Here is a 12,368-nt window from a genome sequence, read left to right as displayed (position 1 = left end):
TAATCTTTGCGGCTCAATTTCGTATAATTCGCCCCAGTTGTCAGACGGTGGAACCAACATGAGTCAGCTTGCCCCAATTATCGAAAGCATTCAGTATCCATTTCCTCCCAAGCCTGTCCCCTTGAGCGATGCCGAAAAGGCCGACTACAAGGCCAGGATCAAGGCCTTGCTCAAGGAGCGCGATGCGGTATTGGTAGCACACTACTATACCGATCCCGAGATCCAGGCCCTGGCCGAGGAAACCGGTGGCTGCGTGTCAGATTCGCTGGAGATGGCGCGTTTTGGCCGCGATCATGCTGCCAAGACCTTGATTGTGGCCGGGGTGAAGTTCATGGGCGAAACCGCCAAGATCCTCAGCCCCGAAAAAACCGTGCTGATGCCCACCCTGGAAGCCACCTGTTCTTTGGATCTCGGTTGCCCCGAAGACGCCTTCAGCGCCTTCTGTGATGCCCATCCGGATCATACGGTGGTGGTGTATGCCAATACTTCGGCGGCCGTTAAGGCCCGCGCCGACTGGGTGGTGACCTCCAGCATAGCCCTGGAAATCGTCGAGCACCTGGACAGCGAAGGCAAGCAGATCATCTGGGGACCGGACAGACACCTTGGCAGCTATATTGCCAAGCAAACCGGCGCCGACATGTTGCTGTGGCAGGGCGAGTGTATAGTGCACGATGAATTTAAGGCCAAGGCCCTCCGTGAACTTAAGGCCCAGTATCCCGATGCGGCGGTACTGGTGCACCCAGAGTCGCCTGCGAGTGTGGTTGAGATGGCCGACGCCGTGGGCTCCACCAGTCAGCTGATCCGTGCCGCCCAGACCATGGACAATGACACCTTCATCGTTGCCACCGACAGGGGCATCTTCTACAAGATGCAGCAGGCGGCCCCGGGCAAGACACTGATTGAAGCACCCACAGGCGGTAACGGCGCCACCTGTCGCAGTTGCGCCCATTGCCCCTGGATGGCCATGAACGGCCTCAAGGCCATAGAGGCGGCACTGAGCGGCAGCGATATGGAAAACCACGAGATCCATGTGGATGAAAACCTGCGTCATAAGGCCTTGATCCCGCTGGATCGTATGCTGGATTTTGCCAAGGGACTGAACATGCAGCTCAAAGGTAATGCCTGAGTCCAGGCTACCGAAAAGCCCACCTGAAGGTGGGCTTTTTTTTGGCCAGTTACCCTACCAAAGGCGTATGTGGCGTCTAGACTTGCTGAGGTAGACTCGTCCACAACCGCATCAATAAAGGGATCTTTATGAACTGGCAATGGATAGGCAATCTCAGCCTCAAACAAAAACTTTTAATGGTGGTTATGCCCTCACTGCTTGGGTACTTGATCTACGGCAGTCTAATGCTCAGGGATGCCTGGCATGACAAACAGTCTCTGGCACAGGTGCAGCAGTTAACCGAACTTGCGGTGAGCAACAGTGCCCTGGTACACGAGCTGCAAAAAGAGCGTGGCATGAGTGCCGGTTTTCTCGGTTCATCGGGCAAAGCCTTTGCAAATCAACTGCCCGGACAGCGTCGTTTAACCGATGACAGGCGCAATGAGTTTCAACGCTTTATCGCGGGCAATGATTTCCCCGCCGGTGTGGCGGCGGACATCAACAGTGCAACACAGCAATTGGCCCGTCTGGCTGTCATGCGCAATCAGGTGGATGATCTGACTGTGGCGGTTCCTCAGGCGGTGGCCTATTACACCGAGGTCAATGCCTTGCTGCTGGGCATAGTGGATGAAAGTGTCAAGCAGGGACGGGATCAATCGCTGGCCGTGGCCCTGGCCTCATTCAGCGCCTATCTGCAGATGAAGGAACGCGCCGGGATTGAACGGGCGGTGCTGAGCTCCACCTTCGGTACCGAGGGCTTCAAGCCGGGAATGTTCAATCGCTTTATCAATCTGGTATCCGAACAGCGCACCTATGCGGAACGTTTCAATGCCCTGGCTCCCGATGCCTGGCAGGAAAGCTGGCGCCTACTGCAGAGCGGAGCCGAGTTCGCTCGGGTTGAGGCCGCCCGGGAACTAGCATTGTCGCAGGACAGCGCAAAAATCCGCGGCCAGTCGGCGGAGGAGTGGTTTTCCATGTCCACCGACAGAATTAACAGCCTGTATGCAACCGAAAAAATGCTTGCCAAGGAACTCGGCGACATGATGACCATTCGTATGGCCGCGGCCAATCAGGTGTTGATGTGGGTTGGCACCTCACTGGTGTTGGTCCTGGCCCTGGTGGTGGTACTGAGCCTGACCGTGATGCATTACCTGCATAAGACGGTGGATGGCATTGTCGGTCAGATCCGCCATGCCAGGGACAGGCACGATCTGACCACCCGCATAGGGCACCGCAGTGAGGATGAGTTTGGTCAATTGGCCAAGGCCTATAACGCTATGATGGAAGACTTCGAGCGGATCATTATCAGGGTCAACAGCAACAGTGCCCAGGTGGCTGAAGCGGTGCAGCAAATGGAGGCCTTCTCGCAGCAAATGCGCACCGATGTGGCTCAGGGCCACGACGAAGCGCAGCAGGTGGCCTCGGCCATGACCCAGATGACGGCCACGGTCAATGAAATAGCCTCCAGCGCGGTGGAGGCCAGCACAGCCTCCAACAAGGCCAGCGAAGAGGCCAACAAGGGGAGCCAGGAAGTACAGGAAACCGGCCGTTCCATCTCGGCTCTGGCCCATGACATAGATCTCGCTGCCGATGCCATCCACAGGCTTGATGTTGACATTCAGGGCATAGTCAGTGTGCTGGAGGTTATCAGCAGCATTGCCGAGCAAACCAATTTGTTGGCTCTGAATGCGGCCATAGAGGCGGCGCGGGCAGGGGAGATGGGCCGGGGTTTTGCCGTGGTGGCCGATGAGGTGCGTACCCTGGCACAGCGGGCCCAGGCATCCACCACGGATATACGTACCATGACAGAGCGGCTAAAGAACGGTGCCGTGGTGGCGGTTGATGCCATGCAACGCGGTCAGCAACAGGCGGGTTCCAGCGTTGCCGAGGCCGAGAAGGCCGGCAAGGAGCTGGAGCGTATCGCCAAACATGTGGGCGTCATAGACTCAATGAACGAGCAGATAGCAACGGCCACCCACGAACAATCTGCGGTAGCTGAAGAAGTGAACCGCAATGCGCTGCGGATAAGTGAGATCTATCAAAATACGCAAGCGGTTGCCGAATCGCTGGGCAGCCTGAATGACAAGCTGCTGGAGGAAGTGGAGCTGATGTCCAGGGAAGTGGCTAAATTCAAGCTGGGCAAAGGCAATATTGGCGCTTAAATCAGCGGTTTGCTTAGCAAGTGTGCAAACACATAATCCTTGTACTTTTTTGCTTGACCCTGCCTGGGCTTTTGCGTAAAGTACCGCTCCGTCGACAGGGGAAAGCGAGATGTGCGCCCGGTCGATGACAATATGGTGAGGTGTCCGAGTGGCCGAAGGAGCACGCCTGGAAAGTGTGTATACGGAAACGTATCGAGGGTTCGACTCCCTCCCTCACCGCCACATTTAAAGAACGGGAATCAGTAACTTACTGGTTCCCGTTTTTGCTTTGGGACCATTTTGGGACCAAAGCAGCGTTTTCCTGACAGCTTATGTCCGCGTCAAACCCCATCATTGCCGAAATCTTATCGGCCATCCTCTGCGAGTTTTTGGGGAGCCAAAGTCCATAGTGCTTCTTGATCATCGTGGTGTCACTGTGGCCCAGCTGTCGGGCAATACATTTCAGGAGTACCTAGTTGCCGAGGTACTGTGAAGCGAGAGGATGCGGAGAGCTGCAACGCTCCTAATAGGCGTGAATAGTGGGTTATTAGCGGCTCTAATCCTCAAACAGCGGGTTTTTGTGGAGTACGAGGTTCATTTCGTCAGCCAGTTCATTTATGGCATTAACTCCTTCCTCCGACTCTACAAGAATCTCAGAGTTTACTATGCCTAAATCAGACTCTTGAACGCGATCACCAAATAGCATGAACGCATGGCCATCACCTTGTTTAGATCTCCAAATGAGGCCATCCACTTTTGCGGGATCCGCATGAATGGCTTTGGACCATTCCCTTGTTTCATCGTACTGGGATGCATCGCTGTGGACCAGTTCTCCTTCTGTAATCCCTAAAGCCCGCAGCGCTGGGCCATAGCATTTAGCCAGAGTCAAGTCAGTATTGATTCGGACTGTGCTTAGCATCAGTCCGTTCAGGTTGTTCGCATCATATGATTTCGGCCCCGGAGTATGTGCCACGTCGTGGAATGCGGTCTCCATAAGTGCGCCTTGCGTGCTTTGCGCAGCGTACATCGTTGGTACCTCATGGAGGGCGTCAGAAACAGGGCTAAAACGAGACCATCCAAAACCAGGGTTAAAAGTGGTTGGGCCAAAGGCGCTAGCGTGAACCCTTTTAAGTTCCGTTCCAGCCGAAAGCGACTCAAGTTTGATGCTCAACTTTGGTCCTGGCTTTGGTAGCTTTTTGTCAGAATCATCCGTGGACAATTGGTTCTACCTCCATCTTCGCTGCCTTGATCACTTTTTCAGGATCCCTTCTTATTACATCCATCGGCTTGGCTCCGCTTAGCCAACTATTGTCATTGGCAAACCATGCTGCAACAGCTAAAGGAGTCTTTTGGCGACCAAATATCTCCAAGACTCTATGCATAGACTCGATTGGCTTCCCATCATCACCTAATGCATATCCAGGGAATAGGTCCTTTCCATTGTGGCGGATGGCAAAAATCCTTCGGTCATTTTTCCATCTATTCGGCATTGATGACTTGTTTACGTTTCTATAGCCAGCATGATCGCTAACCTCTTTCGCTTCAAACCAATTTCCGTCCTTCAACACCAATTGAAGAAGCGAGTCAGAGCTTGATAGCTTCAACCTGCTTGTGCTTGGAGCGCTTTCAATCTTATCGACCAACTCTTCAACTACGCTGTATAGCTCGGTAAATGAAATGAGCAAACCGTCAATGAGGTCATACATTGCAACTACTGTTTCTTTTGCAACTTCCGGACTTTTCTTTGCTGCTTCTTTAGTGCGTTCGAGCTGTCTATATCGCTCTCGAAGCTGTTTTACTCGGTCTTGTTGGAGTCTGTGCGTTCTAGCTATAAAGTGGTTCGAACCTTTCTCTTGCTTTTTTATAGCCGCTTTTGTCGGCGCTAAGCATGCTTCACTTTTCATAGTACCCTCCCTTACTGAGGATATACAGGATAGATTAAGAGTAACATATATCAGCGTGCCGCAAACACATTTCGCAATTCCCATTGCGAAATGCGGTGTGTATATTTTGGCGGGGAACTTCACCAAAAATCACTTAACAGATAACTTTCCACCGCCACATTTAGAGACGGGGATCAGCTTAGCTGGTCCCCGTTTTGTTTTTCAGCTGTTTATCTTTCCCGTCCACGCGTAACGCCGCTTTTGTTATTTTGGTAACAAAAGATGAATCCGGTCTTTTTCGTCTTAAGTTTTTGTTGCTGCCGTGTTTTACTGACGCCTTTGATGCCAAAACGACAACAAGGACAAGCATGAAAAAATCATTTCTCGTCATGGCGCTGGCCCTGGCCGGCGTGGGCTCCCTGACCGGCTGCAACCCTCAGGACAAGGTTGCACCGGAGGCGAGCGCGCCCCAGGCAGTGAGCCAGGTGCAGGACTTTGCCGCATTCAGTAACCGCTTTATCGATGCCCTGTGGCAAGTGGCGCCCACCTGGGCACTTTACAGTGGTGTCCACGACTATGACGGTTTTCTGCAGATCCCCAATGAACAGACCATGGCCCAGACCCTGGCCTTTGTCACCGCCCAACAAAAAGCGCTCAGCCAGTTTGATACCGGCAAGCTCAGCGCCGGCGAACTGATTGACTACCGCTTGATCGAAAACCTGCTTGCCAGCATGGCCTGGGAGCAACAGACCTTCAAATCCTGGCAGTGGGATCCGTCCGGTTACAATGTTGCCGGTGGTTTCGCCCAGCTGATTAACGAAGAGTATGCGTCACTGGATAGTCGATTGAAGAGCCTGGTGTCCCGCCTGGAAAATGTGCCGGCCTACTATGCAGCGGCCAGGGCGAACATAGTCAACCCAACCCTGGAACATACCGAGTTGGCACTGCAGCAAAACCAGGGGGCGTTTTCGGTACTCAATGATGAGCTGGTGGCCAAAGTTGCCGCCTCTGGACTCAGCGATGCCGATAAGGCCTTGTTCCAAACCCGCTATCAGGCGGCCGTTGATGCCATTAAGGAGCACAACAGCTGGCTGGAGCAATTGATTGCCAGTCTGAAACAGGACGGCGCCAAGGATTTCCGTATTGGCGAAGCCCTCTATGAGCAGAAGTTTGCCTACGACATCCAGTCTGGCATGACCGCCAATGAGCTGTATCAGAAGGCTCTCGCGGACAAGGACAGGGTGCAAGCCGAAATGGCCAAGCTCACTGCCCAAATCTGGGACAAGTACATCAGTGAGCCCATGCCTTCGGAGCCGAAAATTGCCATCCGCCAGATGATAGACAAGTTGTCGGCCAACCATGTGAAGCGTGATGACTTTGTCGCCGAGGTGAGGGCACAGATCCCAACCCTGGTGGAATTTGTCAATCAACACCAGTTGTTGACCCTCGACCCCAACAAACCTCTGGTGGTTCGGGAAACGCCCGAGTATATGCGTGGCTATGCCGGTGCCAGTGTCAGTGCCCCCGGCCCCTACGACAAGGGTGGCAATACCTATTACAACGTGACGCCCCTCGATGGCATGAGTGACGAGTCGGCCGAAAGCTATCTGCGGGAATACAATCACTGGATTTTGCAGGTGTTGAATATCCACGAAGCCATTCCCGGCCACTACACCCAATTGGTGTATTCCAACGAATCTCCGAGCCTGGTCAAGAGCCTGTTCGGCAACGGCGCCATGGTGGAGGGGTGGGCCGTTTATACCGAGCGTATGATGCTGGAGCAGGGCTACGGTAATTTTGAGCCTGAAATGTGGCTCATGTATTACAAGTGGAACCTGAGGGTGATAGTCAACACCATTCTGGACTACAGCATCCAGGTGAAGGGCATGGACAGGGATGAGGCCATTCGTCTGATGACAGAAGAGGCCTTCCAGCAGCAGGCCGAGGCCGAAGGCAAATGGCGCCGCGCCACCCTGAGCCAGGTGCAGCTCACCAGCTATTATGCCGGTTACCGTGAGATCTATGATTTCCGTGAACAGCTCAAGCAGGAGCAGGGCGACAAGTTTGATCTCAAGGCCTTCCACGAGCAGTTCCTCAGCTATGGCAGTGCGCCGGTCAAGTACATCAAATCCTTGATGAAAGAAGGTAAGTAATGCCAGGGGCCCCAGATGGGGCCCTTTTTTTGCCGTCGTGCTTACTGATAGGCGCAAACCGACCCATTTAGCCGCCTCAAAGTGCCGGGGGGCTTAGAATCCGGGCCAATTTGGTTTATCCTATGGCGCAAGAAAGGCGGCTCTTTTCCCTTCACCGGGCAGCGCCGTTACCGCAAACCCGATTCAGGAACAGACAATGCGCATCAGTGCCAATTTTGATGGTGGCAACATCCAGGTCATCAACCTAGACAACAAGGACGACATCCAACTGGCTATTCGCCCCGATGCCGGCGGCGAATTCTACCAATGGTTCAACTTCCGCTTTGAAGGTGAGGTGGGTAACCAATATCGGCTGAATATTATCAATGCCGGCACTGCCTCCTATCCCAAGGGCTGGGAAAACTACCAGGCGGCCGCCAGTTACGACCGTCAGCATTGGTTCCGTTTGCCAACCAGCTACGAGAATGGGGTCCTGTCCATCGCCGTTGAGCTGGATTGCAGCGCCATCCAGATTGCCTATTTCGCCCCCTACAGCTATGAGCGTCACTGGGATCTGCTCAGTGCGGTTCAGCGTCACCCTGACGTGGATCTGGAGCACCTGGGGCTGACCCTGGACGGCCGCGACATCACCCTGGTGAAAGTCGGTGATGAAGATCCCTCCAAGCGCAATATCTGGATCACTGCCCGTCAACATCCGGGTGAAACCATGGCCGAATGGCTGGTGGAAGGTTTGCTCAACCGCTTACTGGATCGCGAATGCGCTACCGCCAAGTCGCTGCTCGACAAGGCGAACTTTTACATAGTGCCCAACATGAACCCCGATGGCTCGGTGCGCGGTCACCTGCGTACCAACGCCGCAGGCGTCAATCTCAACCGCGAATGGCAGACCCCGAGTCTGGAGCGCAGCCCAGAGGTGTACCATGTGGTTAACAAGATGAAAGAAACCGGTGTGGACCTCTTCTACGATGTCCACGGCGATGAAGGTTTGCCCTATGTGTTCCTGGCGGGCAGTGAGGGCGTACCTGCCTGGGGTGAGCGTCTTGCCGGCCTGCAACAGGATTTCGTTGCCGCTCTGACCCTGGCCAGCGCCGATTTCCAGAGCCAGTTTGGTTACACCAAGGACGAGCCTGGCAAGGCCAACATGACTGTGGCCTCCAACTGGGTGGCCCAGGAATTTGATTGCCTGTCAAACACCCTGGAGATGCCATTCAAAGATAACGACAACCTGTCCGATCCCCTGGTGGGCTGGTCACCCGAGCGCTCGGTGTACCTGGGCGAAGCGTCACTGCTGGCCATGTTGGCCGTGGTCGACAAACTCAGATAAGGAGGCGCCATGGCACTGATCCAATGTCCCGTATGTGGCAAACGTATTTCCAGCAAGGCCAAGCAGTGTGCCCATTGCAGTACCGGCGTTGATGGCGATATGCATTCCAGAATGCGCATTGCCCACATCCAGAAAACCCAAAGACTGATGAACCAGAGTTTTGTGGCCATGACCCTGTTTATCGCCGGGGTGGTGATTTGGTTCTGGGGCGGCGAAGCTGCCGAGGGCATCAGGGTACAGGCAGGTGCCTTGTGTTTCAGTCTGGGGTTTATCGGTTATCTGATCACCCGGGTTCAAATTGTGTTACATAAGCGGAAAAGCATATGACGGATATTAATCGCATCATAGATGAAATGCCCCATGAGGTGTACGAGCGGATGCGCTCAGCGGTCGAGCTTGGCAAGTGGGAAGACGGCACTGTGCTCAGTGAAGAGCAGCGCGACAATACCCTGCAGGTGGTGATGTTGTACCAGGCGCGCCGTTTGCAGCAGGATCAACATCTGACCATAGGTGCCAATGGTGTATTCAACGATCTGTCCAAGCTGGAATTGAAAAAGCGCATGGCGCGGGATTTCGGTGGTGAGTCTATCGCCATCTTCGGTAACGACGAAATCTGAATTTCATGAATAAAAAAGCCGGTCGATGACCGGCTTTTTTATATCTGTTTTACTAATCCGGTGTCAGCTCGCCGGCAATATTCTGCTTCATTGCGGCCTTGATTTGCTCGCTGGAAAGGTGCTGCGACAGCAGGAAGTGCAACTTGGCCAGGCAGGCTTCTATGGTCATATCGCTGCCACCGATCACTCCGGCCCTGGCCAGGGCGTTGCCTGTGGCATAGCCTCCCATGTTCACCTTGCCCTGGAAGCACTGGGTCAGATTGACCAGCACTATGCCGCGCTCATCGGCTTCCTTGAGGGTCCTGAGCAGGCCTTCATCCTGGGGCGCATTGCCCACACCAAAGGTCAGCAGGATCAGCGCTTTCACCGGTTGCTGCAAAATATTGATAAAAATCTCGGTGGAGATCCCGGGGTAAAGTGTCACCACTCCTATGGGATGGGGCTCTATGGTGGCGACCCTGAGATTGCCATCGCTGGCAGTGCAGATTTTGCCGGCCTTGAGATTGATCTTAATCCCGGCTTCCAGCAACAAGGGGAAATTGGGCGAGGCAAAGGCATCAAAACCGTCGGCGTGAGCCTTGGTGGTGCGATTGCCGCGGAACAGCTTGTTGTTGAAAAACAAACACACTTCGGCCACCGGGTAGTTGGCGGCGATATACAGGGCGTTAAGCAGATTGGTTTGACCGTCTGAGCGCAGTTGGGCCAGGGGGATTTGCGATCCTGTGACTATCACCGGTTTGGTGAGGCCTTGCAGCATAAAGGACAGGGCCGAGGCGGTGTAGGCCATGGTGTCGGTGCCGTGCAGGATCACGAAACCGTCGTACTTGTCATAGTTGGCCTGGATATCATCGGCAATCATCTGCCAATGGGCCGGAGACATATTTGACGAGTCGATCAGCGGACAATATTCGTGGATGACGAATTCGGGCATTTCCTCGTGATAAAACTCGGGCATGGCTTGCACGCACTGGGTGAGAAAACCCGCCACCGGCACGAAACCGTTAACGGTTTTTTGCATGCCTATGGTACCGCCCGTGTAGGCAACATAAATGGAACGTTTTTGATTCTGCACCGACATCTGCACTGACTTAAAAGCTGGAGAGAGTGGCCCGATTATAAGGGCTTGACGCTGAAAAAGGTATTTAAGGCGTAAGAAAAGAAACAATAAAAAGCCCGGCGAACCGGGCGATTTAACTTTACTGGCTGCAAAGCTCGCAGTAGAGATACACATGGTTGGGATCGTCGAAGGCGGCGATTTCGGCCACGGCCCCGGACAATTGGCCCAGCATCTGCTCCAGCGGTGTGGATTGACGCACACTGATTGGCATCCAGGCGGCGACATGGGCAAACATTTCCTGAATGAACTTTTGCTCCGGTGTCAGTTCCTGCTCGATAAGCTCGGTATCGAAGGTGTCCAGCGACGCCAGTTCTGCAGCCTTGGCGATGGCCTCATCCATATCACCCATGGCATCGACCAGCCCCAGCTCCAGAGCTTTTTTACCACTCCATACCCGGCCCTGAGCTATGCTGTCCACTTGCTCGAGCGTCATATTGCGCTCCTTGGCCACCAGAGAGATAAACTCGTGGTAACCGCGCTCAATATGGCGCTGAATGACGGCCTCCAACTTGGGCGACAGGCTACGGGTGGCAGACATGCCCGCCCATTCGCTGGTCGCCACACCGTCGGTGTGGATCCCAAGGCTCGCCAGGGAGTCTTCGAAGGTGGTGATCATACCGAAAATACCAATTGACCCTGTAAGTGTGGTTGGAGTGGCATAGATATAGTCGGCGCTGGCGGAAATCCAGTAACCACCTGAGGCGGCCATGCTGCCCATGCTGACCACCACGGGCTTGCCGGCGGCTTGCAGTGCCAACAATTCCTGACGGATCTGCTCAGATGCAAAGGCGCTGCCGCCGGGGCTGTCTACCCTGAGCACCAGGGCTTTGACCTGCTTGTTGAAACGGGCCTTGCGCAGCAACTCGGATGTGCTTTCACCACCAATGTCGCCGGGAGCCTGGTAGCCATTGAGTATGGTGCCCTTGGCAACCACTATGGCCACACTGTCCATAGGGGCAAAAGAGGGGCTTGGCGCCACCAGCTTGGCATATTCATCGTAATGGATGGCAAGGAAGCCGTTGCCTTCTTTGGCCTTGCCAACCTTGTCTACCATGGCAACGCGGAATTCCTCGGCACTGGCCAAGGCATCGACCCAGCCCATGTCCAAGGCCAATTTGGCAGAATCACCCTCGGCGGCTTCCAGCTTGGCGAGATAGGTGTCACCGTCGAGTACCAGGTTCTCGGCTGGTATGCCACGGTTGTGGCTGACGGTGTCGGCAAAACTTTGCCAGATATCACCGAGCAGGGCGCCGCTGGCTTCCTTGGCTTCCTTGGACATGTCATCGCGGATGAAAGGCTCAACAGCTGATTTATAGGTGCCGACGCGGAACACGTGGGTCTTTATCTTGAGTTTTTCCAGTGCCGATTTGAAGAACATCCGGTAGCTGGCGAAACCGTCGAGGGATACCATGCCCTGGGGATTTAGATAAATGGTATCGGCATAGCTGGCCAGCAGATACTCTCCCTGACCGTACCAGTCACCTATGGCAACCACGGACTTGCCGGCTTCCTTGAATTTATTCAGGGCTGTGCCCACTGCCTCAAGTTTGCTGATGCCGCCGCCATGGAGGTTGGCCAGATCCAGCACTATGGTGCTTATTCTGTCGTCATGGCTTGCATTTTCAATAACATACAGAAGTTCAGACAGCAGTACTTCGGCATCTTCTCTGTCGCGCTTGTTCTGCATTAACAGACTTTCGATGGGATCCACAGGACGGGCCTGATCAACCAGGGTACCGTTGAGATCCAAAACCAGCGCCGAACCGGGCTCTACCCGGGTTTCTTCGCTGCTGCTGAGGGCTATGATAACGCCGATAAACAGCAGCAGGAAAACGGGGAAAAACACCAGGTTGATGATGAGCTTGCGAACAAAATTAATGGTGTTCCAGATAAGCGCTAAGGTATTGCGGGTTGTTAAGGGTTTACGGGCCATCTGCCACTCCTGAAATATGATCTGCCGTTATGTTACAGCAATTTAGCTATGCGGGCGACGCGCAATTGTAAAGGTTTTTAACATGCGGCCACAGG

General features: G+C 54.2%; 10 protein-coding genes and 1 tRNA gene. 7 read left to right on the top strand and 4 right to left on the bottom strand.

Annotated features, from left to right (window positions below; translation table 11 throughout):
• Positions 1–58: 58 nt before the first annotated feature.
• The 3 genes from nadA (at position 59) to JYB85_RS09280 (ending at position 3,489) form a co-directional block, all read left to right on the top strand.
• Complete coding sequence (nadA, locus tag JYB85_RS09290) at positions 59–1,126, top strand: quinolinate synthase NadA (RefSeq protein WP_207379090.1); 1,068 nt, start codon at positions 59–61, stop codon at positions 1,124–1,126.
• 128 nt (positions 1,127–1,254) lie between these two features.
• On the top strand, positions 1,255–3,267 hold the full coding sequence (locus JYB85_RS09285; protein WP_207379089.1) for a methyl-accepting chemotaxis protein: 2,013 nt from the start codon (positions 1,255–1,257) through the stop codon (positions 3,265–3,267).
• A gap of 134 nt (positions 3,268–3,401) precedes the next feature.
• Positions 3,402–3,489, top strand: a tRNA-Ser gene (locus JYB85_RS09280).
• A 313-nt stretch (positions 3,490–3,802) separates the two neighbouring features.
• Here the strand turns inward: JYB85_RS09280 and JYB85_RS09275 are convergent.
• Both JYB85_RS09275 and JYB85_RS09270 read right to left on the bottom strand, forming a co-directional pair.
• Positions 3,803–4,417, bottom strand: coding sequence for an RES family NAD+ phosphorylase (locus tag JYB85_RS09275; protein WP_207379088.1), 615 nt, complete (start codon positions 4,415–4,417; stop codon positions 3,803–3,805).
• 34 nt (positions 4,418–4,451) lie between these two features.
• Positions 4,452–5,150 carry a hypothetical protein gene (locus tag JYB85_RS09270; protein ID WP_207379087.1) on the bottom strand — a complete coding sequence of 233 codons (699 nt, stop codon included), beginning with the start codon at positions 5,148–5,150 and terminating at the stop codon, positions 4,452–4,454.
• A gap of 347 nt (positions 5,151–5,497) precedes the next feature.
• On the opposite strand from JYB85_RS09270, the gene JYB85_RS09265 reads away from it, so the two are divergent.
• The 4 genes from JYB85_RS09265 (at position 5,498) to JYB85_RS09250 (ending at position 9,223) form a co-directional block, all read left to right on the top strand.
• Complete coding sequence (locus JYB85_RS09265) at positions 5,498–7,282, top strand: DUF885 domain-containing protein (RefSeq protein WP_207379086.1); 1,785 nt, start codon at positions 5,498–5,500, stop codon at positions 7,280–7,282.
• Positions 7,283–7,478: 196 nt separating this feature from the next.
• On the top strand, positions 7,479–8,606 hold the full coding sequence (locus JYB85_RS09260) for a M14 family metallopeptidase (protein ID WP_207379085.1): 1,128 nt from the start codon (positions 7,479–7,481) through the stop codon (positions 8,604–8,606).
• Positions 8,607–8,615: 9 nt separating this feature from the next.
• Complete coding sequence (locus JYB85_RS09255; RefSeq protein WP_207323903.1) at positions 8,616–8,933, top strand: zinc ribbon domain-containing protein; 318 nt, start codon at positions 8,616–8,618, stop codon at positions 8,931–8,933.
• Positions 8,930–9,223, top strand: coding sequence for a YeaC family protein (locus JYB85_RS09250; RefSeq protein WP_207379084.1), 294 nt, complete (start codon positions 8,930–8,932; stop codon positions 9,221–9,223). Before JYB85_RS09255 ends, JYB85_RS09250 begins: the two co-directional genes overlap by 4 nt.
• A gap of 52 nt (positions 9,224–9,275) precedes the next feature.
• Here the strand turns inward: JYB85_RS09250 and ansA are convergent, their stop codons facing one another.
• Entirely contained in the window at positions 9,276–10,301 is a 1,026-nt protein-coding gene (ansA, locus tag JYB85_RS09245; protein ID WP_207379083.1) for an asparaginase, read from the bottom strand.
• Positions 10,302–10,419: 118 nt separating this feature from the next.
• On the bottom strand, positions 10,420–12,273 hold the full coding sequence (gene sppA / locus JYB85_RS09240) for a signal peptide peptidase SppA (protein WP_207379082.1): 1,854 nt from the start codon (positions 12,271–12,273) through the stop codon (positions 10,420–10,422).
• Positions 12,274–12,368: the final 95 nt, after the last annotated feature.

It is taken from the genome of Shewanella sedimentimangrovi, from assembly GCF_017354965.1.
In the GTDB taxonomy this organism is placed as follows: Bacteria; Pseudomonadota; Gammaproteobacteria; order Enterobacterales; family Shewanellaceae; genus Shewanella; species Shewanella cyperi.
The sequence above is the reverse complement of the archived record's forward strand: the minus strand, read 5'-3'. Positions and strand labels throughout refer to the sequence as shown.

Bases quoted from the DNA above. Each gene is read 5' to 3' on its own strand.
- JYB85_RS09255 (WP_207323903.1), top strand. From the start codon at position 8,616: ATGGCACTGATCCAATGTCCCGTATGTGGCAAACGTATTTCCAGCAAG.
- JYB85_RS09270 (WP_207379087.1), bottom strand. From the start codon at position 5,150: ATGAAAAGTGAAGCATGCTTAGCGCCGACAAAAGCGGCTATAAAAAAG.
- JYB85_RS09260 (WP_207379085.1), top strand. From the start codon at position 7,479: ATGCGCATCAGTGCCAATTTTGATGGTGGCAACATCCAGGTCATCAAC.
- JYB85_RS09250 (WP_207379084.1), top strand. From the start codon at position 8,930: ATGACGGATATTAATCGCATCATAGATGAAATGCCCCATGAGGTGTAC.
- JYB85_RS09265 (WP_207379086.1), top strand. From the start codon at position 5,498: ATGAAAAAATCATTTCTCGTCATGGCGCTGGCCCTGGCCGGCGTGGGC.
- nadA (WP_207379090.1), top strand. From the start codon at position 59: ATGAGTCAGCTTGCCCCAATTATCGAAAGCATTCAGTATCCATTTCCT.
- sppA (WP_207379082.1), bottom strand. From the start codon at position 12,273: ATGGCCCGTAAACCCTTAACAACCCGCAATACCTTAGCGCTTATCTGG.
- ansA (WP_207379083.1), bottom strand. From the start codon at position 10,301: ATGTCGGTGCAGAATCAAAAACGTTCCATTTATGTTGCCTACACGGGC.
- JYB85_RS09285 (WP_207379089.1), top strand. From the start codon at position 1,255: ATGAACTGGCAATGGATAGGCAATCTCAGCCTCAAACAAAAACTTTTA.